This is a genomic window from Microbacterium aurantiacum, assembly GCF_002872075.1.
Taxonomy (GTDB): domain Bacteria; phylum Actinomycetota; class Actinomycetes; order Actinomycetales; family Microbacteriaceae; genus Microbacterium; species Microbacterium aurantiacum_A.
Window position 1 is genome coordinate 119,066 of sequence record NZ_PGGU01000004.1, and the last position, 23,318, is coordinate 142,383.

The following is a 23,318-nucleotide window of genomic DNA, read 5'->3' on the forward strand; positions in this document are numbered from 1 at the left end:
GATAAGGACTAATAATGGCTATTCGCAAGTACAAGCCCACGACCCCGGGCCGTCGCGGCTCGTCGGTGGCTGACTTCGCCGAGATCACTCGATCGACGCCGGAGAAGTCGCTGCTGCGCCCGCTTTCCAAGACCGGTGGTCGTAACAACCAGGGCCGCATCACGACCCGTCACATCGGTGGTGGCCACAAGCGCCAGTACCGTGTCATCGACTTCCGTCGCAATGACAAGGACGGCGTCAACGCCAAGGTCGCTCACATCGAGTACGACCCCAACCGCACCGCACGCATCGCACTGCTGCACTACTTCGACGGCGAGAAGCGCTACATCATCGCGCCGAACAAGCTGAAGCAGGGCGACATCATCGAGTCGGGCGCCGGGGCTGACATCAAGCCGGGCAACAACCTCCCGCTGAAGAACATCCCGACGGGTACCGTCATCCACGCGATCGAGCTCCGCCCCGGTGGCGGCGCGAAGATGGCACGTTCGGCCGGTGCATCCGTCCGTCTCGTCGCCAAGGATGGCCCCTACGCTCAGCTGCGTCTGCCCTCGGGCGAGATCCGCAACGTCGATGCGCGCTGCCGCGCGACCATCGGCGAGGTCGGCAACGCCGAGCAGTCGAACATCAACTGGGGCAAGGCCGGCCGCAAGCGCTGGCTGGGCGTCCGCCCGACCGTCCGTGGTGTTGCGATGAACCCTGTCGACCACCCGCACGGTGGTGGCGAGGGCAAGACCTCTGGTGGCCGTCACCCGGTCACCCCGTGGGGGCAGGCCGAAGGCCGTACCCGTCACGCCAACAAGGAAAGCGACAAGTACATCGTGCGTCGCCGTAACGCCGGCAAGAAGCGCAAGTAGGAGTAGAAGAAGATGCCACGCAGTCTTAAGAAGGGCCCCTTCGTCGACGAGCACCTGCTTCGCAAGGTTGTCGTCCAGAACGAGGCGGGTACGAAGAACGTCATCAAGACCTGGTCACGTCGTTCCATGATCATCCCGGCGATGCTGGGTCACACGATCGCGGTTCACGACGGTCGCAAGCACATCCCTGTGTTCGTGACGGAGACCATGGTCGGTCACAAGCTGGGCGAGTTCTCGCCCACCCGCACCTTCCGCGGCCACGAGAAGGACGACAAGAAGGGCCGCCGCCGCTGACGCGGTGGCGATAGAGGAGAGAGAAATGGTGGAGTCCATCGCACGCGTGCGACACATCCGCGTGACCCCTCAGAAGGCTCGTCGTGTCGTCGCGCTCATCAAGGGCAAGCAGGCCCAGGAGGCTCTTGCGATCTTGAAGTTCGCAGCTCAGAGCGCCAGTGAGCCGATCTACAAGCTTGTCGCGTCGGCCATGGCCAACGCGCAGGTCAAGGCGGATCGTGACGGCGAGTACCTCGACGAGCAGGACCTGTACGTGGCGAATGCCTACGTCGACGAGGGCGCGACGCTCAAGCGTTTCCGCCCCCGTGCACAGGGTCGCGCTTTCCAGATCAAGAAGCGCACGAGCCACATCACGGTCGTGCTCTCGACGCCGGAGGCTGCCAAGGCAGTCGAAGGCGACAGCAACAAGAAGGCGAGCAAGTAATGGGACAGAAGGTAAACCCGTACGGCTTCCGTCTCGGTATCACCACGGACCACGTGTCTCGCTGGTTCTCGGACTCGACGAAGAAGGGTCAGCGTTACGCCGACTACGTCGCCGAGGACATCAAGATCCGTCGTCTGCTGCAGACGCAGCTCGACCGTGCCGGCGTCTCGAACATCGAGATCGAGCGCACCCGTGACCGCGTCCGCGTCGACATCCACACCGCCCGTCCGGGCATCGTGATCGGTCGTCGTGGCGCCGAGGCCGAGCGCATCCGCGGCGACCTCGAGAAGCTCTCGGGCAAGCAGATCCAGCTGAACATCCTCGAGGTCAAGAACCCCGAGGCTGACGCTCAGCTCGTCGCGCAGGGTGTCGCCGAGCAGCTCTCTGCTCGTGTGGCGTTCCGCCGCGCGATGCGCAAGGGCATGCAGGGCGCCCAGCGCGCCGGTGCCAAGGGCATCCGCATCCAGGTCTCGGGCCGCCTCGGCGGCGCTGAGATGAGCCGGTCGGAGTTCTACCGCGAGGGTCGTGTGCCGCTGCACACGCTTCGCGCGAACATCGACTACGGCTTCTACGAGGCGAAGACCACCTTCGGCCGTATCGGCGTGAAGGTCTGGATCTACAAGGGCGACCTCACCAACAAGGAGCTCGCTCGCGAGCAGGCCAACGCGCCGAAGTCCCGCGGTCGTGACGACCGTGGTGGCGACCGTCGCCGCGGACCTCGCAACGAGGCCCCCGTCGCAGAAGGAGCGTCTGCCTGATGCTTATTCCCCGCAAGGTCAAGTACCGCAAGCAGCATCACCCCAAGCGTGATGGCCAGGCCACCGGTGGCACGAAGGTCTCCTTCGGCGACTTCGGCATCCAGGCGCTCACGCCGGCTTACGTGACGAACCGTCAGATCGAGTCCGCTCGTATCGCGATGACCCGTCACATCAAGCGTGGTGGCAAGGTGTGGATCAACATCTACCCCGACCGTCCGCTCACCAAGAAGCCGGCCGAAACCCGCATGGGTTCCGGTAAGGGTTCGCCCGAGTGGTGGGTCGCAAACGTCAAGCCGGGTCGCGTCCTCTTCGAGGTCGCGGGCGTCAACGAGGAACTCGCACGCGAGGCCCTCACCCGTGCAATTCACAAGCTGCCGCTGAAGGCACGCATCATCAAGCGCGAGGAGGGCGACGCGTAATGGCGATCGGCACCAAGGAGCTCGCTCCGGCAGAGCTCGACACGTTCGAAGACCAGCGCCTCGTTGAGGAGCTGCGTAAGGCCAAGGAGGAGCTGTTCAACCTCCGTTTCCAGTCGGCCACCGGCCAGCTGGAGAGCCACGGCCGCATCCGCGCCGTCAAGCGCGACATCGCGCGCCTCTACACCGTGATCCGCGAACGCGAGCTGGGCATCCGTGCGACGCCCGCTCCCGTCGAGGTCCCGGCCAAGAAGGCGACCAAGTCGAAGGCGAAGAAGGCGGACTCCGCCGACGACGCCGTGAAGGAAGAGGCTGAGTGATGGCCACCGAGAAGAAGGTCGCGGAGAAGCCCGCGACGAAGAAGGCCGAGGCCGTCGTCGAGCATGCGTCTCACGACGTGCGCGACGCCACCGCGCGCGGGTACCGCAAGTCCCGCCGTGGCTACGTCGTCAGCGACAAGATGGACAAGACCATCGTCGTCGAGGTCGAGGACCGCGTGAAGCACCCGCTGTACGGCAAGGTCATCCGCCGCACCTCGAAGGTCAAGGCCCACGATGAGACGAACTCCGCCGGCATCGGCGACCTCGTCCTCATCAACGAGACCCGGCCGCTGAGCGCCACCAAGAACTGGCGCCTGGTCGAGATTCTGGAGAAGGCCAAGTGATCCAGCAGGAATCCCGCCTCAAGGTCGCCGACAACACCGGCGCCAAGGAACTGCTCACCATCCGCGTTCTCGGTGGCTCGCGCCGCCGCTACGCGGGCCTCGGTGACACGATCGTCGCCACCGTCAAGGACGCGATCCCCGGTGGCAACGTGAAGAAGGGCGACGTCGTCAAGGCGGTCATCGTCCGCACCAAGAAGGAGGTCCGTCGTCCCGACGGGTCCTACATCAAGTTCGACGAGAACGCCGCCGTCATCCTGAAGAACGACGGGGAGCCCCGCGGCACCCGTATCTTCGGACCGGTCGGTCGTGAGCTTCGCGACAAGAAGTTCATGAAGATCGTCTCGCTCGCGCCGGAGGTTATCTGATCATGGCGAACATCAAGAAGGGTGACCTGGTTCAGGTCATCACGGGCGCCAAGCCCGAGCGTGGCGGCGACCGCGGCAAGCAGGGCAAGGTCCTCGAGATCCTGTCCGGGCAGAACCGCGTCATCGTCGAAGGCGTGAACTACGTCACCAAGCACACTCGTGTCGGTCAGACGCAGCGCGGCACCAAGACGGGCGGCGTCGAGACTGTCGAGGCGCCCATCCACATTTCCAACGTCGCGGTCGTTGACCCCTCCACCAAGAAGCCGACTCGTGTCGGCCACCGGGTCGAGGAGCAGGTCAAGGACGGCGTGAAGCGCAACGTGCGCGTTCGCTTCGCGAAGAAGTCAGGTAAGGACCTCTGATGAGCACCGACACTGCCGCGCCGGCTGGCAAGATCCAGCCGCGCCTGAAGCAGAAGTACAAGGCCGAGATCCAGCAGAAGCTGCAGGAAGAGTTCGGCTACACCAACGTGATGCAGATTCCTGGTCTCGTCAAGGTCGTCGTCAACACCGGTGTCGGTGAGGCAGCCCGCGACAGCAAGGTGATCGATGGTGCGGTCGACGACCTCACCAAGATCACCGGCCAGAAGCCGATCGTCACGAAGGCTCGCAAGTCCATCGCGCAGTTCAAGCTGCGCGAGGGCCAGGCCATCGGCGCGCACGTCACCCTCCGTGGTGACCGCGCGTGGGAGTTCCTGGACCGCCTGGTCTCGCTGGCGCTTCCCCGTATCCGCGACTTCCGTGGCCTCTCGGCCAAGCAGTTCGACGGCAACGGCAACTACACCTTCGGTCTCCAGGAGCAGAGCGTGTTCCACGAGATCGATCAGGACAAGATCGACCGCGTACGCGGCTTCGACATCACCGTGGTCACCACGGCGAAGACGGATGACGAGGGTCGGGCACTGCTCCGCCACATCGGCTTCCCCTTCAAGTCCGAGGACGCGCAGGCGTAAGCCTCTTTTGACAGGCTCAGGGACCTCCGGGTCGCTGAGCCTGTCGTCCGGTCATCGAGCTCGTCGAAGTGGCCGTACAATTGAAGATTGCGTGCTCATCGCAGGCCGGCTGTCGCGTAACGGCAGTCGGAACCTCATGAACAAAGGAAAACAACAATGACAATGACAGACCCGGTCGCAGACATGCTGACCCGTCTGCGCAACGCGAACTCGGCACACCACGATTCCGTGACCCTGCCGTCGAGCAAGCTCAAGACGCACATCGCCGCGATCCTCCTCCAGGAGGGATACATCGCCAGCTGGGAGACCTCTGACGCTCGAGTCGGCGAGAGCCTGACCCTCCAGCTGAAGTACGGCCCCAACCGTGAGCGTTCGATCGCGGGCATCAAGCGCGTGTCGAAGCCCGGCCTCCGCGTCTACGCGAAGTCGACGGAGCTCCCCAAGGTCCTCGGCGGCCTCGGCGTGGCCATCCTGTCCACCTCCTCCGGTCTTCTCACCGACCGTCAGGCAGAGCAGAAGGGCGTGGGCGGAGAAGTTCTCGCCTACGTGTGGTAATTCATAATGTCGCGTATTGGACGACTTCCCATCGAGGTTCCCGCGGGCGTGACCGTTTCGGTCGACGGCCGTGAGATCGCGGTGAAGGGCCCCAAGGGTGAACTCACCCTCACGGTGGCCAACCCCATCGAGGTCGCGGTCGAGGAGGGCCAGGTTCTGGTCACCCGTCCCGACGACGAGCGCGAGTCGCGGTCGCTTCACGGCCTGACCCGCACGCTCATCAGCAACAACATCATCGGCGTGACCCAGGGCTACACCAAGGGCCTCGAGGTCGTCGGAACCGGTTACCGCGTGGCGCAGAAGGGCAGCTCGGTCGAGTTCGCTCTCGGCTTCTCGCACCCGGTCCTGATCGACCCGCCCGCCGGGATCACCCTCACGGTCGAAGGCACCAACAAGGTCACCGTGAGTGGCATCGACAAGCAGGCTGTCGGCGAGGCAGCTGCGAACATCCGCAAGATCCGCAAGCCCGAGCCGTACAAGGGCAAGGGTGTGCGCTACGCCGGCGAGATCGTGCGTCGCAAGGCCGGAAAGAGTGGTAAGTAACCATGGCTCTCAAGTCAAAGTCTGACGCCCGCGCGCGTCGTCACGCCCGCCTTCGCAAGAAGGTCGTCGGCACCGAGGTGCGTCCGCGCCTCGTCGTCAACCGCTCGGCCCGCCACGTCTTCGTGCAGCTCGTCGACGACAGCAAGGGTCACACCGTGGCGTCGGCATCGACGCTCGAGACCGACCTGCGCTCCCTCGAGGGCGACAAGACCGCCAAGGCCCGCAAGGTCGGCGAGCTTCTCGCCGAGCGTGCGAAGGCCGCCGGCGTCTCCGAAGCGGTCTTCGACCGTGGCGGCAACCGCTACGCCGGTCGTGTCGCAGCCATCGCCGATGGCGCCCGCGAAGGGGGGCTGGCACTGTGAGTGACAACAAGGAGAACGAAGTGACCGAAACGGCTGCTGCCGCTCCCGAGACGGCTCCTGTCGTCTCCGAGACGGCTGCCGGCACGACACAGGCGGAGCCCGCTCGCGAAGGTCGCCGTGGCGGCGGTCGTGACCGCAACCAGGGTGGCCGTGACCGCAACTCGCGTGACCGCGGCGACAACCAGTTCCTGGAGCGCGTCGTCACGATCAACCGCGTGTCCAAGGTCGTCAAGGGTGGTCGCCGGTTCAGCTTCACCGCTCTCGTGGTCGTCGGTGACGGCAACGGTCTGGTCGGCGTCGGATACGGCAAGGCCCGAGAGGTCCCCCTGGCGATCTCGAAGGGTGTCGAAGAGGCCAAGCGCAACTTCTTCCGCGTTCCCCGCGTCGGCAGCACCATCCCGCACCCGGTGCAGGGTGAGGCCGCAGCCGGTGTGGTGCTCCTGCGCCCCGCCTCGGGCGGTACCGGTGTTATCGCCGGTGGCCCCGTTCGCGCCGTGCTCGAGTGCGCCGGTATCCACGACGTGCTCTCGAAGTCGCTCGGTTCGTCAAACACGATCAACATCGTGCACGCGACGGTCGCGGCCCTGAAGCAGCTCGAGGAGCCCCGTGCGGTCGCCGCACGTCGTGGCCTCGAGTTCGACCAGGTCGCCCCGGCGCGTCTTGTCCGCGCGGAGGCCGAGGCCATCGCCGCACAGAAGGTAGGTGCCTGATGGCCGCCCGGCTGAAGGTCACACAGATCAAGTCCAAGGTGAGCGAGAAGCAGAACCAGCGTGACACGCTGCGCAGCCTCGGTCTGAAGCGCATCGGTGACAGCACCGTTCGCCCCGACGACGCGCAGAATCGCGGGTACGTCAAGACCGTCGCACACCTCGTCAAGGTTGAGGAGATCGACTAATGGCTGAGAAGAACGACGCCGTCGAGGCCGAGAAGAAGGCCCCGAAGAAGGCTGCCGCTCCCAAGGCTGCCGCTGAGAAGAAGCCTGCAGCGAAGAAGGCGCCGGCCAAGGCCGCCGCCGCCAGCGCCACGGCTGAGAAGCCCGCAGCGAAGAAGCCCGCCGCCAAGAAGGCTGCGCCGAAGAAGGATGCTCCGGCATCCCGCCCCGGCGTGCTGAAGGTGCACCACCTGCGTCCGGTCCCCGGATCCAACACCGCGAAGACCCGTGTCGGTCGCGGTGAGGGCTCCAAGGGCAAGACCGCAGGTCGCGGCACGAAGGGCACCAAGGCCCGTAACACCGTGCGCGTCGGGTTCGAGGGTGGGCAGATGCCTCTGCACATGCGCACCCCGAAGCTGCGCGGCTTCAAGAACCCGTTCCGCGTCGAGTACCAGGTCGTGAACCTGGAGAAGCTCGCGGAGCTGTACCCCAAGGGTGGCGACGTCACCATCAGCGATCTGGTCGCCAAGGGTGCTGTTCGCAAGAACGAGAAGGTCAAGGTTCTCGGAGACGGCGACATCGCCGTCAAGCTCACCGTCGCGGTCGACAAGGTCTCGGGTTCTGCCGAGCAGAAGATCGTGGCTGCGGGCGGATCCGTCAAGTAACCAGTGCACAAGAGGGGCCGGAGAATTCTCCGGCCCCTCTTGTGGGTTACCCTGGTCTTTCAGCCGCCCCTCAGGGGCGGCAACCTTTCAGGAGGAACGCCCTTGTTTAGCGCTATCGCGCGGATCTTCCGCACGCCCGACTTGCGACGGAAGATCGGTTTCACGCTGGCGATCATCGCCATCTACCGATTCGGCTCCAACGTCCCGGCCCCGTTCGTGCACTTCCCCAACGTCGAGCAGTGCCTTGCCGAGAACGCCGGCGCCGACGGTCTGCTCGGCCTCGTCAACCTCTTCTCGGGTGGCGCGCTGCTGCAGCTCTCGATCTTCGCGCTCGGCGTCATGCCGTACATCACGGCGACGATCATCACGCAGCTCCTGCGCGTGGTCATCCCGCACTTCGAGGCGCTGCACAAGGAAGGCCAGGCCGGACAGGGCAAGCTGACCCAGTACACGCGGTACCTCACGATCGCGCTGGCGCTCCTTCAGTCCACCACGCTGATCACCGTGGCCCGCAGCGGACAGCTCTTCGGCAACACCGACATCGCGGCGTGCCAGAACCTGCTCACCAACGACGTGTGGTGGGCGCAGCTGCTCATCATCATGACGATGACGGCCGGTACCGGCCTCATCATGTGGTTCGCCGAGCTCGTCACCGAGCGCGGCATCGGCAACGGCATGTCCCTGCTGATCTTCACCTCGATCGCGGCGACCTTCCCGTCCGCCATGTGGCTCATCTGGGAGTCGCGCGGGTTCGAAGTCTTCCTCCTGGTCCTCGCCGTCGGCATCGTGGTGATGGGCCTCGTGGTCTTCGTCGAGCAGTCGCAGCGCCGCATCCCGGTGCAGTACGCGAAGCGTATGGTCGGACGCCGCACCTACGGCGGCACCAACACCTACATCCCGATCAAGGTGAACATGGCCGGCGTGATCCCCGTGATCTTCGCCTCCTCGCTGCTGTACATCCCGATGCTGGTCGCGCAGTTCAACACTCCGCAGGACGGTTCCGCTCCGCCCGCCTGGGTGACCTGGATCTCGACGCATTTCGCGACCGGCGACCAGCCGTTCTACATGGCCGTGTACTTCCTGCTGATCATCGGCTTCACCTACTTCTACGTGGCCATCACGTTCAACCCGGTCGAGGTCGCCGACAACATGAAGAAGTACGGCGGCTTCATCCCCGGCATCCGTGCGGGACGACCGACCGCCGAGTACCTGGACTACGTGCTCACGCGCATCACGCTTCCCGGTTCGCTCTACCTGGGCCTCATCGCTCTGATCCCGCTCGTGGCGCTGGCCACGGTGGGCGCCAACCAGAACTTCCCGTTCGGTGGCGCGTCGATCCTCATCATCGTCGGTGTGGGTCTCGAGACGGTCAAGCAGATCGACGCTCAGCTGCAGCAGCGACACTACGAAGGGCTCCTCCGATGACAGCATCCGCCCGTCTCCTCATCGTCGGCCCGCAGGGCTCCGGCAAGGGCACGCAGGGTGTGCGCATCGCCGAGTCCTACGGGATCCCGGTCGTGTCCACCGGCGACATCTTCCGTGCGAACATCAAGGAGGGAACGCCTCTCGGCCAGCAGGTCACGGCGATCCTCGACAAGGGCGATCTCGTGCCCGACGAGCTGACGAGCGAGATCGTCCGCGATCGTCTCTCGCAGGACGATGCCGCACATGGCTTCCTCCTCGACGGCTACCCGCGCAACACCGCACAGGTGGCGCATCTCGATGCATTCCTGAGCGGACGCGACGAGTCCCTCGATGCCGTCATCCTGCTCGATGTCCCGCGTGACGAGAGCATGGATCGCCTGCGTCTGCGGGCGAGCGAGCAGGGACGCTCGGATGACACGGAGGATGCGATCGCGCACCGTCTGGACATCTACGAGCGCGAGACCGCTCCGATCCTCGAGGCGTACAGCGAGCGGGGCATCGTCGACCGCATCGACGGCGTCGGCTCGCTCGACGAGATCACCGAGCGCATCGTCGCCGCGCTGGACGCGCGCGGCCTGCGCGTCGCGGTCTGACGTGTTCCGTCGGTCGATCTACAAGACCCCGGCCCAGCTTCGGGCCATGGTCGAACCCGGGCTGATCACGGCGGCGGCACTGGATGCCGTGCGGCCGCTGGTCCGTGCGGGTGTGACGACTCTCGAGCTCGATGCGGCTGCGAACGCGGCCATCATCGCGCGCGGCGCGGAGTCGAACTTCCAGCTGGTCCGCGGCTACCGCCACACGATCTGCGTCTCGGTCAACGAGCAGGTCGTGCACGGCATCCCAGGCGATCGGGTGCTGCAGCCGGGCGACATCGTCTCGGTCGACTGCGGGGCTCAGTACCAGGGCTGGAACGGCGACAGCGCCATCACGATCGTGATTGCGGATCCGTCCCGCCCTGAGCTCGTCGCGCAGCGGGAGGAGCTCGCGCGCGTCACCGAGGGGTCCATGTGGGCAGGCATCGCCGCGATGGCCACGGTGCCGTACCTCGGCGATGTCGGCGCGGCCATCCAGGACTACATCGAGGCGCAGGGACCCTCTGCGGTGTCGGGGGAGCCGTACGGCATCCTCCGCGAGTACGTGGGCCACGGCATCGGGCGCAAGATGCACGAGGCGCCGAGCGTCTTCAACTACCGCACCCCCGATCCCGGCGCCGACGTGAAGCCAGGTCTGGTGGTCGCCATCGAGCCGATGGTCACCGCCGGCGGCGAGATGACGTTCGTCGAGGACGACGACTGGACCGTGTCGACCATGGACGGCACCGACGGCTCGCACTGGGAGCACAGCGTCGCCGTGCACGCGGATGGCGTCTGGGTGCTGACGGCGCCTGACGGGGGAGCCGCCGGGCTGGCGCCGTTCGGCGTGACCCCTGTGCCGCTGGCGTAGCGCCGCGGCGCACAAGCTCTCCCGGCGCGAAACAGAGCCTGCAGCATGAGGCAGAGCTGGGCTGGCTCTGTCTCATGCCGGAAACTCTGCGTCGTCGACGTGGTTCGCCGCGGGACATGTTCTGCACAGCGTGCGATTCCGCCGCGCTGTGCACAGGTGGTGTACACGCCGCGTCTGGGCGCTCTTGAACGCACCGAGACTGAAGCATGCCGCAGCTCCTGTCCGATCGTGCCCGGGTCGTCCCTCCGCTTCGTGTCTACACCCGTGAAGAAGCGCGGATGGCCGGCTTCAGCGTCGATAGCCAGCGATGGATGCGGCTGCGCAAGGGTGTCTACGTCGAGCGCGGTCCCTACGGCGAACTCCCACCCTGGGAGCGGTACGCGGTGCGAGTGCACGCCTTCCTACGGACGCATCCGGATGCCGTGTTCTGCCTCGAATCGGCGGGTGTCTTCCATGGGATCCCGCAGTTCGGAGAAACCGCGCTCATCCACGTTTATGCCCCGGATGCGGGGGCAACCCAGCGCTACGGCGATGTCATCGTGCACGCCAGCTGTGATGTCCGGGATGTGGAGCGAGTCGGTGGTGCGAGCGTCACCAGCCTGCGAGACACCGTCGTCGATCTCGCCAGGGTGATGAACCCTGCCGACGCACTCGCGGTGGCGGATGCCGTCACGTCGCCGGTGCAAGGCGGAAAGCTCCAGGTCGCCGAGCTGTCCGATCGCGGTGAACAGTTCGAGAACCGGCGCGGGCGCGCCCGGATGCGCTGGGTCTGGGACCACGCAGACGGGCGGTCGGAGTCACCGGGGGAGAGCGTGAGCCGCGCCATCATCCTGTGGTGCGGCTACGAGGTGCCTGAACTGCAGCGCGAGTTCTCCTACGACGGGCACGTGGACCGCTGTGACTTCCACTTCCCGTCGACGGGGGCGATCGGCGAAGCTGACGGCTGGGGCAAGTACGACCTGAACGACCTCGACGGGGCGAAGCAGAAGCTCGCCGACGAGAAGCGTCGAGAAGACAGGCTGCGTCGGCAGGGGCATCCGTTCGCCCGGTGGGATCTGCGGGGCGCGTGGCAGGTCGACCCGCTCCGCGAAGCGCTGGACACAGCCGGAGTCCTGCGCGTCCGTCCGCCGCAGTCCGGAATGCTTGCAACGCTCACTCGTCGCCCGCGCGCGAAGACGTGGCTGCCCAAGACGACCGGATAGCGCGAGACAGAGCCTGCGGCATGAGACCGAGTCGGGCTGACGCTGTCTCATGCTGGAGGCTCTGTCTCAGGCGCGGTGAGAGGGCTGAGGCGTTCACAAGGGGCGCATAGGCGCGCGGGACAAAATAGGATCATAGGGGCGCGCTCAGCGCCGGAGACTTCAGTCGGACTCACCGTTTCGGGTGAGCCTCGAGAGAAACGGAACACCATGGCCGCTGCGAAGGGCAACAACACCAACTGGTTCGCCATCTGGATATCGATCGCCGTGGTCGTCGTCCTCGTCGGACTCGGCGGGCTCGTCGTCTTCCTGAACAACATGGCCACCGCTCCGGGTGCCGCTCCCAAGAGCGACATCGTCAACGAGGAGACCGGCGCGATCTCGTTCGGCACCGGCGAAGAAGAGATCGACACGTACGTCGACTTCATGTGCCCGATCTGCGGCGACTTCGAGGATGCATACGGCCAGCAGTTGCAGGCTGCCGCGAAGAGCGACGACATCACCCTCAACATCCACCCGATCTCGATTCTCGATCGGGCCTCGCAGAGCACGGAGTACTCGACCCGCGCCGCGAACGCCATGTACTGCGTGGCGTCGGAGGCGCCGGAGGTCACCCTGGACTTCTTCAACCTGCTCTTCGAGAACCAGCCCGAAGAGGGATCGACCGGTCTCACGGACGACCAGCTGGCTGCGTTCGCCGAGCAGGCCGGCGCGGGGGATGCCGCAGACTGCATCGCCGATCGCACCTACGACAAGTTCGTCGCAGACCGCACCGCGGAGACCCCTCCCAACCCGGAGACCGGCCAGGTCGGCACTCCCACGGTCGCTATCAACGGCAACCGGATCGACAACAGCGAGATCGCGGCCGAGTTCGCGAAGCTCCTGGGCTGATCCCACCGGCGAACAGGGCGGGTCCGCACCGCGCGGATCCGCCCTTCGGCCGCCCGGGCATCCGCATTTGCCGGATGCGCCGTCGTCAGATACCATGGATCTTTGGTGCCTTGCGCCTTGATTCGGCGTGTCTGAATCGGCGAAGCACCACTATCCAATCACCCACCGCAGATCGACCGGTCTGCAGAAGCGTCAGCGAGGCTATGGCTAAGAAAGACGGTGTCATCGAGATCGAGGGCGTGATCTCCGAGGCGCTGCCCAACGCGATGTTCCGCGTTGAGCTCGCCAACGGGCACAAGGTCCTTGCAACGATTTCAGGAAAGATGCGGCAGAACTACATCCGCATCATCCCCGAGGACCGCGTGGTCGTGGAGCTCAGCCCCTACGACCTGACACGTGGTCGTATCGTCTACCGCTACCGCTGATCGGTCGAGAAGTAACGGCCTGATTCCGCGGAGCGGAGTCGGTACGAAGACAGCGAACAGGAAGCATCATGAAGGTCAACCCCAGCGTCAAGCCCATCTGCGATCACTGCAAGGTGATCCGCCGTCACGGCCGCGTCATGGTCATCTGCAAGAGCAACCCGCGCCACAAACAGCGCCAGGGCTGATCACTCTTTCAGATCTGACATACAACTCAACACACAACTGGCAGGATCAGAACCCGCGCACGCGGGGGACACCTCGGGGCGAAGGCCCGGGCACCGATCCTGCTCCACACCTTCAACAACACTCAGGAGAGTCGCATGGCACGTCTTGCCGGCGTTGACATCCCGCGCGATAAGCGCGTGGTGATCGCCCTTACCTACATCTACGGCGTTGGCCGCACCCGTTCTGTCGAGATCCTCAAGGCAACTGAGATCGACGAGAGCATCCGCGTGAAGGACCTCAGCGACGAGCAGCTGATCACCCTCCGCGATCACATCGAAGGCAACTACAAGGTGGAGGGTGACCTGCGCCGTGAGGTCGCCGCAGACATCCGCCGCAAGGTCGAGATCGGCTCCTACGAGGGCATCCGCCACCGTCGTGGTCTCCCGGTCCGTGGTCAGCGCACCAAGACCAACGCCCGTACCCGCAAGGGCCCGAAGCGCACCGTCGCAGGCAAGAAGAAGGCCCGCTAAGCAGCGGCCCCAGGGACTAGGAGAACACTTTCATGGCTGCACCCAAGGCCGCCGCGCGCAAGCCGCGCCGCAAGGAAAAGAAGAACATCGCGCTGGGCCAGGCCCACATCAAGTCGACGTTCAACAACACGATCGTCTCGATCACCGACCCGTCCGGCGCTGTCATCAGCTGGGCATCGTCCGGTGGAGTGGGCTTCAAGGGCTCGCGCAAGTCGACCCCGTACGCGGCCGGCATGGCCGCCGAGTCGGCTGCTCGCCAGGCGCAGGAGCACGGCGTCAAGAAGGTCGACGTCTTCGTGAAGGGTCCGGGCTCCGGCCGCGAGACCGCGATCCGCTCGCTGACCGCTGCAGGCCTCGAGGTCGGCTCGATCCAGGACGTGACGCCGCAGGCTCACAACGGCTGCCGTCCGCCGAAGCGCCGCCGCGTCTGATCCGGCAGATGACGAGGGATGCTTCGGCATCCCTCGTCATGCCCGCGTGCGGGCACTGATTCAACTAAAGACCTCACCCACCACATGTCATATAGCGGTCATGTGATCGAAAGGAACACAGAGTGCTTATTGCACAGCGTCCCACACTCATCGAGGAAAAGATCGTCGAGAACCGGAGCCGGTTCATCATCGAGCCTCTGGAGCCCGGCTTCGGATACACGATCGGGAACTCGCTGCGTCGCAGCCTGCTCTCGTCGATCCCCGGTGCCGCTGTCACCAGCGTTCGCCTCGACGGCGTGCTGCACGAGTTCAGCACCATCCCCGGCGTGAAGGAGGATGTCACCGAGATCATCCTCAACATCAAGCAGCTCGTCGTCTCGAGCGAGCGCGATGAGCCCATCACGGCCTACCTGCGCAAGACCGGTGCAGGAGAGGTGACCGCCGCCGACATCTCCGCTCCGGCCGGTGTCGAGGTGCACAACCCCGAACTCGTCATCGCGACCCTGAACGACACCGCGAAGTTCGAACTCGAGCTCACGATCGAGCGTGGCCGCGGCTACGTCTCGGCGACGCAGAACCGCAACGAGTACGCCGAGGCCGGTCAGATCCCGATCGACTCGATCTACTCGCCGGTCCTGAAGGTCAGCTACCGGGTCGAGGCGACTCGTGCCGGTGAGCGCACCGACTTCGACAAGCTCATCCTCGACGTCGAGACCAAGTCGTCGATGCTTCCGCGTGACGCGGTCGCTTCGGCTGCGAAGACCCTCACCGAGCTGTTCGGTCTCGCTCGCGAGCTGAACGTCGAGGCCGAGGGCATCGAGATCGGCCCGGCGCCGGTCGAGGCGGTGAGCTCCAGTGAGCTCTCCATGCCGATCGAAGACCTCGACCTGTCGGTCCGGTCCTACAACTGCCTCAAGCGTGAAGGCATCAACACGGTGTCCGAGCTCGTCGCCCTCTCGGAGACGCAGCTCATGAACATCCGCAACTTCGGCCAGAAGTCGGTCGACGAGGTGCGCGACAAGCTCATCTCGCTCGGTCTGTCGCTCAAGGATTCGGTGCCCGGTTTCGACGGCGCCCATTTCTACGGCGGCAGCGAAGACGAGTCCTTCTGACCTTCCCGAAATTCTGACCAGGAGTTAGTCAACTATGCCTAAGCCCACTAAGGGTCCCCGCCTCGGAGGCGGCCCCGCACACGAGCGCCTGATGCTTGCCAACCTTGCGGCGGCGCTGTACACCCACAAGTCGATCAAGACGACCGAGACCAAGGCCAAGCGCCTTCGTCCGCTCGCCGAGCGACTGATCACCTTCGCCAAGCGCGGCGACCTGCACGCACGCCGTCGCGTGCTGTCGGTCATCGGCGACAAGAGCGTCGTGCACACGCTCTTCGCCGAGATCGCGCCGCTGGTCGCCGACCGTGAGGGCGGCTACACCCGCATCACGAAGGTCGGCAACCGCAAGGGCGACAACGCTCCGATGGCCGTGATCGAGCTCGTTCTCGAGCCCGTCACCCCGAAGGCGAAGTCGACCAAGAAGGCTGCTGCTTCGAAGGCCGCTGAGAAGCCGGCCGAGGAAACCCCCGCCGAGGAGGCTCCGGCCGAGGATGCTCCCGCCGAGGAGGCTCCGGCTGCCGAGGCCGGTGCCGAGTCGCAGGCCGAGGGCGAAGCGGCTGAGGCTGCTGCCGAGGACGCCGTCAAGGACAAGTCCGAGTAATCGCACTCACGAAGAAGCCCGCCGCCCCGCTCAGGGGTGGCGGGCTTCTTCGTTCGCCCCCGGCGGCTGTGCCGTCACCGCGGAGCCTCCACCGCGTCGTTCGCACGGTACCGGGTGCTCGGTCGCCCCTTGGTGGTGTAGTCGAGTGCCCGGATGGCACGGCCGGAACCCGCGAGATGCTCCAGATATCGCCGAGCGCTGACCCTCGAGATCTGCAGGTCGTCGCCGATCTCGGTGGCCGACGCATTCGGGCGCGCGGTCAGCGCGGCCACCACCCGATCGAGCGTCTCGGAGCTGAGGCCCTTGGGCACGCCGAAGCGCTGGCGGAATGCGATGATCGCGTCGGCGGTCTCGACGCGGCGGACGACGTCGTGCAGCTCCGTGTGATCACGCAGCAGCAGAGTGGCCTCGATGCCTTCGCCGTCGACCTCGCCGCCCGTGCTGCGCGCGACGAGCACGTGCGAGCCGACGATGACGGGCCGCCCAGCGGACTCGCCCTCTCGGAGCACCGACATCAACTCCGCCCCGAGCACATCTTCGGCATCCGCGTCGGTGATGTCCACCGCATCCCTGCCTAGGAACAGCGCGGCCGCGTCGTTGACGAGGGTGATGCGCCCATCGGCGCCGACGGTGATGACCCCCTCGCTGAGGCGGTGCAGCGTCGTCTCCTGGTTCTTCACGAGTGCGGCGATCTGATGCGGTTCCAGACTGTAGATCCGCCGTCGGATCACGGACGTCACCCACGCCGAGCCGAATACGCCGAGCACAGCGGCGGCCAGCATCGCCGAGATCAGCCAGGTGAGGTTGCTCAGGAACTCGGCATTCAGCTCCGACTCCAGGATGCCGACGGATGCGGTGCCGATGACCTCGCCGCCGTCATCACGGATCGGCACCTTCACCCGCCACGATGTGCCGAGCGTGCCGGTCTGCGTGCCGACGTAGATCTCGCCGGAGAGTGGAATCGACGCATCCGTCGATACCTTCTCGCCGATGCGCTCGGGATTCGGGTGGGAGTAGCGGATGCTGTCGGCATTGGCCACGACGACGTAGGCGAGATCGGATGCTTCGCGGATGACCTCGGCGATCGGCTGGATCACCCGTGACGGGTCCTCGTCGTCGAAGGCGTCGATCACGGTCGGAAGCGAGGCGATCGACTGCGCCACCGCCTGCATCCGGTCCTTGTAGGCCTCGCGGAGCGCGTTCTCCTGGAAGGCGCCGGCCACGATGCCGGTCGCCAGGGTCACCAGGAACACGATCAGCGCCTGGAGCAGGAGCAGCTGTACGCGGAGCGTCATCTTCGAAGCCACGTGATCATTCTCCCCCGGCGCTCCGCGGCTCGCGAGGGGCTGCACGACCCATCCGCGACCAATAGTTCCGAAACCGGGACCAATGGTTTCCGAAGCTTGAGGGGCGGCATCCGTGCTCCTACGGTTGCGGACAGCAATCACGAACGCTCAAGGAGGAGCGCATGAAGAAGACACGCACCGGCATCCTGGCTGCACTGGCCACTGCCACCGCACTCGCACTGACGTCTTGCGCCGGCGGCGCCGTACCCGCCGCTGACGAAGAAGGCGCCGACGAGGCCGCGTCGTTCACCGACGTCTCCATCGTCGTACCCGCAGACCCCGGCGGAGGTTGGGATCAGACCGGCCGGGCCATGTCGGACCTGCTGACCGGGGAGAAGATCGTCGATTCGGCCCCGGTGACCAACGTCGGAGGAGCCGGCGGCACCGTCGGCCTCGCCCAGCTGGCCAATCAGAAGGACCCGAACACGCTCATGGTGATGGGCCTGGTCATGGTCGGGGCCGTCGAGACGAACGCGTCCGCAGTGCGGATCGAGGACATGACGCCGATCGCCCGCCTGACCGACGAGCCGCTGGTCGTCGTCGTCCCCGCCGACTCGAAGTACGACACGCTCGAGGATCTCATCGAGGACATCGTCGACAAGGGGCAGGCGATCACCATCACCGGTGGTTCGGCCGGCGGTGCCGACCACATCCTCGCCGGGCTCATGCTCGAAGAGGCAGGACTCGACGGGGCGGAGATCGCCGAGAAGCTCAACTACACGCCGAACTCCGGCGGTGGAGAGGCGACCACGCTGATCCTCGGCGGAAAGGTCGCCGCCGGCATCTCCGGCGTCGGGGAGTTCCTGCAGCACATCGAGGCCGACACCATGAAGGCGCTCGCCGTCTCCTCCGAGGAGCCGGTCGAGCAGCTCCCCGACGTGGAGACGATCACGGACGCCGGCTACGACGTCGTGCTCACCAACTGGCGCGGAGTGATCGCACCGGGAGGAATCGACGACGCCAGCCGTGCCGAACTGGAGCGGATCGTCACCGAGCTGCACGACTCCGAGGCGTGGACCGCGGAACTGGAGGACCGAGGATGGGCCGACGCCTTCCTCACCGGTGCGGAGTTCGACGACTTCCTGGACAGCAACATCGAGGAAGTCACCGCGACGCTGAAGAACATCGGATTGGTCGGCTGACATGACCACCGGGTCTCCGGGGAGGGGACCCGACAGCGTGCGGGCCGGTGCACACCGGCCCGCACGGCTCGTCGGCACCCTCCCGATCGGCGAACTCGTGTTCGCCGCGCTCATGGTCGCTCTCGGCGTCTTCGCACTCGTCGGCGTCTTCGCGATCCACGTCCCCGTCGGCGCGCACGTCGGGCCGCGGGTGTTCCCGATCTTCGTCGCCGTCATCCTGCTCGGCTCCGCGGTCGCGGTGCTCGCCGGGGTGCTCCGCGGACAGCGCGGCGTCCCCGAGGACGGTGAGGACATCGACCAGAGCCTGCCGACCGACTGGCTCACGCTGCTCAAGATCGCGGGTCTCGTCGTGGCGCACCTGCTTCTCGTCGAGCCGGTCGGCTGGGTTCCCGCGGCCGCTCTGCTGTTCGCCGGCGTCGCCTGGTCGCTCGGAGCCAAGCGCTGGTGGATGGCACTCCTCATCGGCACCGGGCTCGCTCTCGTCATCCAGATCGTGTTCGGCGGTCTCCTCGGGCTCTCACTGCCCTGGGGGCCCGCGCTCGGCTGGCTGGGAAGGATGTTCTGATGGACAGCTGGACTCTGCTCCTCGAGGGCTTCGCGACCGCGTTGCAGCCGCAGTACCTCGCCTTCGCCTTCTTCGGCGTGCTGATCGGCACCGCCGTCGGCGTGCTCCCGGGCATCGGCCCCGCCATGACGGTGGCACTGCTGCTGCCGCTGACGAACACCTTGGACCCGGCTGCCGCACTGATCACGTTCGCCGGCATCTACTACGGCGGCATGTACGGCGGTTCGACCACCAGCATCCTGCTGAACACTCCGGGGGAGTCCGCCTCGATCGTCACCGCGATCGAGGGGAACAAGATGGCGAAACTGGGGAGGGGCGCTGCGGCGCTCGCCACGGCCGCCCTCGGCTCGTTCGTCGCCGGCACCCTCGCGACCGTCGGACTCACCCTGCTGGCACCGGTGCTCGCCCAGTTCGCCGTCAACCTCGGACCCGCGGATTACGTCGCCCTCATCGTGATCGCGTTCATCACGGTCGGTGCGCTCATCGGGTCGTCGGTGTCGCGCGGGATGCTGTCGCTCGGCGTCGGCCTCTTCCTCGGTCTCGTCGGCACGGACACGCTGTCCGGTCAGCAGCGCTACACGCTGGGTCTGCTGCCTCTGTCGGACGGCATCGACGTCGTCCTCATCGCGGTAGGCCTGTTCGCGGTGGGAGAGACGCTGTACATCGCCGCCCGCCTGCGTCACGGCGGCGTTTCCGTCATCCCCGTCACCCGCGGCCGGAGCAACCGGATGACCAGGGACGACTGGCGTCGCTCGTGGAAGCCCTGGCTGCGCGGAACCGCCATCGGCTTCCCGATCGGCACGATCCCGGCGGGCGGGGCGGATGTCGCGACCTTCCTCTCCTATGCGACGGAGCGCAAGCTCTCCCGCCACAAGGAGGAGTTCGGCCACGGAGCGATCGAGGGCGTGGCAGGTCCGGAGTCGGCGAACAACGCCGCCGCAGCCGGAGTGCTGGTGCCGCTGCTGACGCTCGGCCTTCCCACTACGGCGACCGCCGCGATCATCCTCACCGCGTTCCAGTCCTACGGGCTGCAGCCGGGACCGATGCTCTTCCAGAGCCAGTCGACCCTGGTGTGGGCGCTGATCGCGAGCCTCTACATCGGCAACGTCATCCTCATCGTGCTCAACCTGCCGCTGGTCGGAATGTGGGTGAAGCTGCTGCAGATCCCGCGGCCGTATCTCTATGCCGGCATCCTGATGTTCGCCGCGTTCGGGGCTTACGCCCTGAACTTCTCCGTGATGGACATCCTGATCCTGCTGATCATCGGCGTGCTCGGCTACTTCATGCGGCGCTACGGGTTCCCGGTCGCCCCGCTCGTCGTCGGGACGATCCTCGGTCCGATGGGCGAGGAACAGCTGCGCAAGGCCCTGCAGCTCAGCCAGGGAGACGTGACGACCCTCGTGGCCCAGCCGTTCGCGGCCGTCGCCTATGCGCTGCTCGCGCTGCTCATCGTCGGCGGCCTCTGGCTGCGGCGCCGCCAGCGTCGGTACGAGCAGGCGCTGACGGAATCGATCGCCGTTCCGATCAAGGCCGATTCGGAGGTCTGAGTCCGTGACCGCCCTGCCCTCCCGACAGGAGGGCAGGGCGGTCACGAGTAGGCTGGAGACGTGATGGATGCCGCAGCTTCGCCGCGTCGCGGGGCTCGTGCCTACGCCGCTTTCGTGGTCATCGGTCTGCTCGCCGGTCTCCTCTCCGGACTCTTCGGAGTCGGCGGCGGAACCGTCATCGTGCCCCTCCTGGTGCTGCTCCTGCACTTCGATCAGCGCCTCGCGGCCGGCACCTCGCTCGCAGCCATCGTGCCGACGGCCGCCGTCGGAGTGATCTCGTATGCGGCATCCGGGTCGGTGGCCTGGGTCCCCGCGATCATCCTCGCGGCCGGGGCCGTGGTGGGTGCCCAGATCGGCACCTGGCTGCTCCCGCGCATCTCGCAGACGGCGCTTCGCTGGGGCTTCTTCGGGTTCCTGGTCGTGGTCATCACGAGCCTGTTCCTGGTGATCCCCTCGAGAGACGCCGCCTTCACGCTCAGCTGGTGGAGCGGGCTCGCGCTCATCGGGGTCGGCATCGGCGCCGGCATCCTCGCCGGTCTCATCGGCGTCGGCGGCGGGGTGATCGTCGTCCCGGTGCTCATGCTGGCCTTCGGAACGAGCGACCTGGTCGCCAAGGGCACGTCGCTGCTGATGATGATCCCGACCGCAGTCTCCGGCACCGTCGGCAACGTCCGGCGCCGCAACGTCGACCTGCGTGCCGCTGCGGTCATCGGAGTGGCGGCCTGCACCACGACCGCTCTCGGCGCGTGGCTGGCGACGATCGTGGACCCAGCGCTCGGCAACGTGCTGTTCGCGGCATATCTCGCCGTGATCGCCGTCCAGATGGCGATGAAGGCGATCCGCGGGCGCAAGCGGGACTGACCTGCACGGATCCGCGGATGAAGGAATCTTCATCCGCACCTCATGCGGGCATCATGATCGCCCAGCAGGATGGTCGTATGACCTCCGCACGACGCATCCTGATCCCGGGCGCTCTGATCGCGCTTCCCGTGGCCTTCGCCGTGGGCATCGTGGCGCACGCGCAGATGCCCGCAGCTCCGCGGCTTCCGGATGCACCGGTCACGGTGCAGCTGGCCTCACCGACACCGGCCACTCCGGATCCGCCCGCGCCGGCCCCGCAGGTCGAACCAGCACCTGCGCCTCCGGCCCCGCCGGCCCCGCCGGCGCCTGCGGTTCCCGGCGGCGATGACGACGACGATGACGAGGGCGACGATGACTGATCCGCTGATCGACCGGGCCGAGCCCGACGGCTCCGACGATGTCCGCGTCGGACGGCCGGGCACTCCGCTGCGCACTCTGCGCGCGCGCTCGATGCCCGCCCGCTGGCGGATCACCGCGTGGATCATCCTCAGCACGATGGTCACCCTCGTCGCGGTGGGCATGATCGGCCGCAGCATCTTCGTGGCCGGCGTGGAGCGGGCGGCGAACACCGAGATCGAACAGGAGGCCGACGAGTTCATCCGGTTCTCGGAGAAGGCCGGAGCCGAAGGGCTCTCCACTCCGGAGCAGCTCCTGCAGGAATACGTGGCGCGGCAGGTGCTGCACGACGAGGTCGTCGTCGGAATCGTCGACGGGTCGATCGTCGCGGTGGCGAACGGCCTCACAGCGTCGAACACGGCGAACGGCGGCTCCGCCGAGGTCCCCGGTGGCGAGGCGCTCGTCGACCGCATCCTCAGCGGAGACGCGGCTTCCGGAATCGTCGAGACCGGAGAGACGGGACCCGCGCGGTGGGGGCGGCTGGAGTTCACGTCGGGGGACACGGGCGGGACGCTGCTGATCCTGCAGTTCACACAGGATGCTCGCGCTCAGGTCGACGAGAGCTTCGCCGGGATCGCGTGGGCCGCTCTGCTGGGCCTGCTGCTCAGCTCGGGAGTCGCGTGGCTCGTCGCCGGCCAGATCCTCGCGCCGGTGCGAGAGGTCTACCGCGTGGCCCGCGACATCGGCGAGCATGACCTCACCGCCCGCGTTCCGGTGGACGGCAGCGACGACATCGCCGCCGTCGCGACGACGTTCAACCAGATGCTCGACCGCCTCGAGGCCGCTCATGCCACGCAGCAGAGGTTCGTCGACGACGCCGGTCACGAGCTGCGCACCCCGATCACGATCGTTCGCGGGCATCTGGAACTGCTCAGCGATGAGCCCGAGGAGCGGAAGGCCGCACTGCGGCTGGTCAGCGATGAACTCGACCGCATGAGCCGCATCGTCACCGACCTGCTCGTCCTCGCGCGTGCCCAGCAGCCCGACTTCGTCCGCGCCGCCTCGTGCGACGTGACGGCTCTCACGCTCGACATCGAGGCGAAGGCCCAGGCGCTCGGCGATCGCCGCTGGCAGCTGATGGAGGTCGCCGAGGGCAGCGTCCGGCTCGATCCGCAGCGCATCACGCAGGCCGTTCTGCAGTTCGCGGCCAACGCCGTGCAGGTGACCGATGACGACGACCGCATCCGGATGGGCTCCCGCTTCGAAGGGGACGGCGCCGAACGGGCGCTGCGGCTCTGGGTGCAGGACACCGGCCCAGGGGTGCTCGCGGAGGACGCGGAGCGGATCTTCGAGCGTTTCGTCCGCGGGTCGGCTCGTGGCGACACCGTCGGGCGGCACGGATCGGGCCTCGGGCTCGCCATCGTGCGCGCGATCACGGACGGCCATGGCGGATCGGCCTGGGTCGACAGCGTCCCGGGTGAGGGCGCCACCTTCGGCATCGACATCCCGGCGCCGATCGATGTGCCGGACCTGCTCGACGGCGAACTGCCGTCGGAGCTCATCGCAGAGAGGAACTGAG

At 66.5% G+C, this 23,318-nt stretch carries 34 protein-coding genes; 33 read left to right on the forward strand and 1 reads right to left on the reverse strand.

All coding sequences use genetic code 11. The features are described 5' to 3' along the window. Positions 1-14 precede the first annotated feature (14 nt). From rplB to rplQ, 27 genes are all read left to right on the forward strand, one after another. Positions 15-854, forward strand: coding sequence for a 50S ribosomal protein L2 (gene rplB, locus CUR96_RS02170; RefSeq protein ID WP_102191659.1), 840 nt, complete (start codon positions 15-17; stop codon positions 852-854). Positions 855-866: 12 nt separating this feature from the next. Then, the gene (gene rpsS / locus CUR96_RS02175) at positions 867-1,148 is read left to right on the forward strand and encodes a 30S ribosomal protein S19 (RefSeq protein WP_102191660.1); all 282 of its coding nucleotides are present in this window, start codon (positions 867-869) and stop codon (positions 1,146-1,148) included. A gap of 25 nt (positions 1,149-1,173) precedes the next feature. Beyond that, the gene (gene rplV, locus CUR96_RS02180; RefSeq protein ID WP_102191661.1) at positions 1,174-1,572 is read left to right on the forward strand and encodes a 50S ribosomal protein L22; all 399 of its coding nucleotides are present in this window, start codon (positions 1,174-1,176) and stop codon (positions 1,570-1,572) included. Next, positions 1,572-2,330 carry a 30S ribosomal protein S3 gene (gene rpsC / locus CUR96_RS02185; RefSeq protein ID WP_102191662.1) on the forward strand — a complete coding sequence of 253 codons (759 nt, stop codon included), beginning with the start codon at positions 1,572-1,574 and terminating at the stop codon, positions 2,328-2,330. Before rplV ends, rpsC begins: the two co-directional genes overlap by 1 nt. Beyond that, on the forward strand, positions 2,330-2,749 hold the full coding sequence (gene rplP / locus CUR96_RS02190; RefSeq protein WP_053097481.1) for a 50S ribosomal protein L16: 420 nt from the start codon (positions 2,330-2,332) through the stop codon (positions 2,747-2,749). Before rpsC ends, rplP begins: the two co-directional genes overlap by 1 nt. Further along, the gene (gene rpmC / locus CUR96_RS18830) at positions 2,749-3,066 is read left to right on the forward strand and encodes a 50S ribosomal protein L29 (RefSeq protein ID WP_045278747.1); all 318 of its coding nucleotides are present in this window, start codon (positions 2,749-2,751) and stop codon (positions 3,064-3,066) included. Before rplP ends, rpmC begins: the two co-directional genes overlap by 1 nt. After that, complete coding sequence (gene rpsQ / locus CUR96_RS02200) at positions 3,066-3,410, forward strand: 30S ribosomal protein S17 (RefSeq protein WP_102191663.1); 345 nt, start codon at positions 3,066-3,068, stop codon at positions 3,408-3,410. Before rpmC ends, rpsQ begins: the two co-directional genes overlap by 1 nt. Next, positions 3,407-3,775 (forward strand): 50S ribosomal protein L14, encoded by a 369-nt coding sequence (gene rplN / locus CUR96_RS02205; RefSeq protein WP_102191664.1) that lies wholly within the window; start codon positions 3,407-3,409, stop codon positions 3,773-3,775. Before rpsQ ends, rplN begins: the two co-directional genes overlap by 4 nt. Before the next feature lie 2 nt (positions 3,776-3,777). Beyond that, positions 3,778-4,137 (forward strand): 50S ribosomal protein L24, encoded by a 360-nt coding sequence (gene rplX / locus CUR96_RS02210; RefSeq protein WP_102191665.1) that lies wholly within the window; start codon positions 3,778-3,780, stop codon positions 4,135-4,137. Continuing rightward, positions 4,137-4,727 (forward strand): 50S ribosomal protein L5, encoded by a 591-nt coding sequence (rplE, locus tag CUR96_RS02215; protein ID WP_102191666.1) that lies wholly within the window; start codon positions 4,137-4,139, stop codon positions 4,725-4,727. Before rplX ends, rplE begins: the two co-directional genes overlap by 1 nt. A 156-nt stretch (positions 4,728-4,883) precedes the next feature. Continuing rightward, positions 4,884-5,282 (forward strand): 30S ribosomal protein S8, encoded by a 399-nt coding sequence (rpsH, locus tag CUR96_RS02220; RefSeq protein WP_102191667.1) that lies wholly within the window; start codon positions 4,884-4,886, stop codon positions 5,280-5,282. 6 nt (positions 5,283-5,288) lie between these two features. Next, positions 5,289-5,825: a 50S ribosomal protein L6 gene (rplF, locus tag CUR96_RS02225; protein ID WP_102191668.1), complete on the forward strand. Its 537-nt coding sequence runs from the start codon at positions 5,289-5,291 to the stop codon at positions 5,823-5,825. A gap of 2 nt (positions 5,826-5,827) precedes the next feature. Then, positions 5,828-6,187: a 50S ribosomal protein L18 gene (gene rplR, locus CUR96_RS02230; protein ID WP_029260926.1), complete on the forward strand. Its 360-nt coding sequence runs from the start codon at positions 5,828-5,830 to the stop codon at positions 6,185-6,187. 20 nt (positions 6,188-6,207) lie between these two features. Further along, positions 6,208-6,897, forward strand: a complete 690-nt coding sequence (gene rpsE, locus CUR96_RS02235; RefSeq protein ID WP_432612405.1) for a 30S ribosomal protein S5 — start codon at positions 6,208-6,210, stop codon at positions 6,895-6,897. Next, positions 6,897-7,082: a 50S ribosomal protein L30 gene (gene rpmD, locus CUR96_RS02240; protein ID WP_102191670.1), complete on the forward strand. Its 186-nt coding sequence runs from the start codon at positions 6,897-6,899 to the stop codon at positions 7,080-7,082. The genes rpsE and rpmD overlap by 1 nt, the downstream gene beginning before the upstream one ends. Continuing rightward, a complete protein-coding gene (gene rplO / locus CUR96_RS02245) occupies positions 7,082-7,723 on the forward strand; it encodes a 50S ribosomal protein L15 (protein ID WP_102191671.1) in 642 nt (213 codons plus the stop codon). Before rpmD ends, rplO begins: the two co-directional genes overlap by 1 nt. 102 nt (positions 7,724-7,825) lie before the next feature. Continuing rightward, positions 7,826-9,148 (forward strand): preprotein translocase subunit SecY, encoded by a 1,323-nt coding sequence (gene secY / locus CUR96_RS02250; protein WP_102191672.1) that lies wholly within the window; start codon positions 7,826-7,828, stop codon positions 9,146-9,148. Then, positions 9,145-9,741: an adenylate kinase gene (locus CUR96_RS02255; protein ID WP_102191673.1), complete on the forward strand. Its 597-nt coding sequence runs from the start codon at positions 9,145-9,147 to the stop codon at positions 9,739-9,741. Before secY ends, CUR96_RS02255 begins: the two co-directional genes overlap by 4 nt. A 1-nt stretch (position 9,742) precedes the next feature. Further along, positions 9,743-10,591 (forward strand): type I methionyl aminopeptidase, encoded by an 849-nt coding sequence (gene map, locus CUR96_RS02260; RefSeq protein WP_102191674.1) that lies wholly within the window; start codon positions 9,743-9,745, stop codon positions 10,589-10,591. A 206-nt stretch (positions 10,592-10,797) separates the two neighbouring features. Beyond that, the gene (locus CUR96_RS02265; RefSeq protein ID WP_102191675.1) at positions 10,798-11,793 is read left to right on the forward strand and encodes a hypothetical protein; all 996 of its coding nucleotides are present in this window, start codon (positions 10,798-10,800) and stop codon (positions 11,791-11,793) included. A gap of 207 nt (positions 11,794-12,000) precedes the next feature. Further along, entirely contained in the window at positions 12,001-12,681 is a 681-nt protein-coding gene (locus tag CUR96_RS02270; RefSeq protein ID WP_102191676.1) for a DsbA family protein, read from the forward strand. A gap of 203 nt (positions 12,682-12,884) precedes the next feature. Beyond that, complete coding sequence (infA, locus tag CUR96_RS02275) at positions 12,885-13,106, forward strand: translation initiation factor IF-1 (protein ID WP_102191677.1); 222 nt, start codon at positions 12,885-12,887, stop codon at positions 13,104-13,106. A gap of 68 nt (positions 13,107-13,174) precedes the next feature. After that, on the forward strand, positions 13,175-13,291 hold the full coding sequence (gene rpmJ / locus CUR96_RS02280) for a 50S ribosomal protein L36 (RefSeq protein ID WP_005050492.1): 117 nt from the start codon (positions 13,175-13,177) through the stop codon (positions 13,289-13,291). A gap of 135 nt (positions 13,292-13,426) precedes the next feature. Then, positions 13,427-13,801, forward strand: a complete 375-nt coding sequence (gene rpsM, locus CUR96_RS02285) for a 30S ribosomal protein S13 (protein WP_102191678.1) — start codon at positions 13,427-13,429, stop codon at positions 13,799-13,801. A gap of 32 nt (positions 13,802-13,833) precedes the next feature. Then, a complete protein-coding gene (rpsK, locus tag CUR96_RS02290; RefSeq protein WP_033106075.1) occupies positions 13,834-14,232 on the forward strand; it encodes a 30S ribosomal protein S11 in 399 nt (132 codons plus the stop codon). 122 nt (positions 14,233-14,354) lie between these two features. Then, complete coding sequence (locus CUR96_RS02295; RefSeq protein ID WP_102191679.1) at positions 14,355-15,344, forward strand: DNA-directed RNA polymerase subunit alpha; 990 nt, start codon at positions 14,355-14,357, stop codon at positions 15,342-15,344. 34 nt (positions 15,345-15,378) lie between these two features. Continuing rightward, complete coding sequence (gene rplQ, locus CUR96_RS02300) at positions 15,379-15,942, forward strand: 50S ribosomal protein L17 (protein ID WP_102191680.1); 564 nt, start codon at positions 15,379-15,381, stop codon at positions 15,940-15,942. Between the two features lie 74 nt (positions 15,943-16,016). Here the strand turns inward: rplQ and CUR96_RS02305 are convergent, their stop codons facing one another. Next, positions 16,017-17,249: a hypothetical protein gene (locus CUR96_RS02305; RefSeq protein WP_102191790.1), complete on the reverse strand. Its 1,233-nt coding sequence runs from the start codon at positions 17,247-17,249 to the stop codon at positions 16,017-16,019. 161 nt (positions 17,250-17,410) lie between these two features. On the opposite strand from CUR96_RS02305, the gene CUR96_RS02310 reads away from it, so the two are divergent. The 6 genes from CUR96_RS02310 to CUR96_RS02335 all read left to right on the forward strand — a co-directional run bounded on the left by CUR96_RS02310 (position 17,411) and on the right by CUR96_RS02335 (position 23,317). Beyond that, entirely contained in the window at positions 17,411-18,430 is a 1,020-nt protein-coding gene (locus tag CUR96_RS02310; RefSeq protein WP_102191681.1) for a Bug family tripartite tricarboxylate transporter substrate binding protein, read from the forward strand. A 1-nt stretch (position 18,431) separates the two neighbouring features. Further along, complete coding sequence (locus CUR96_RS02315) at positions 18,432-18,995, forward strand: tripartite tricarboxylate transporter TctB family protein (RefSeq protein ID WP_102191682.1); 564 nt, start codon at positions 18,432-18,434, stop codon at positions 18,993-18,995. Then, positions 18,995-20,542, forward strand: coding sequence for a tripartite tricarboxylate transporter permease (locus CUR96_RS02320; RefSeq protein WP_102191683.1), 1,548 nt, complete (start codon positions 18,995-18,997; stop codon positions 20,540-20,542). The genes CUR96_RS02315 and CUR96_RS02320 overlap by 1 nt, the downstream gene beginning before the upstream one ends. A 63-nt stretch (positions 20,543-20,605) precedes the next feature. Continuing rightward, positions 20,606-21,403, forward strand: coding sequence for a sulfite exporter TauE/SafE family protein (locus CUR96_RS02325; protein ID WP_102191684.1), 798 nt, complete (start codon positions 20,606-20,608; stop codon positions 21,401-21,403). Positions 21,404-21,480: 77 nt separating this feature from the next. Next, entirely contained in the window at positions 21,481-21,762 is a 282-nt protein-coding gene (locus tag CUR96_RS18480; RefSeq protein WP_146008112.1) for a hypothetical protein, read from the forward strand. Beyond that, positions 21,755-23,317 carry a sensor histidine kinase gene (locus CUR96_RS02335; RefSeq protein WP_219721951.1) on the forward strand — a complete coding sequence of 521 codons (1,563 nt, stop codon included), beginning with the start codon at positions 21,755-21,757 and terminating at the stop codon, positions 23,315-23,317. Before CUR96_RS18480 ends, CUR96_RS02335 begins: the two co-directional genes overlap by 8 nt. The last annotated feature ends 1 nt before the right edge of the window (position 23,318 follow it).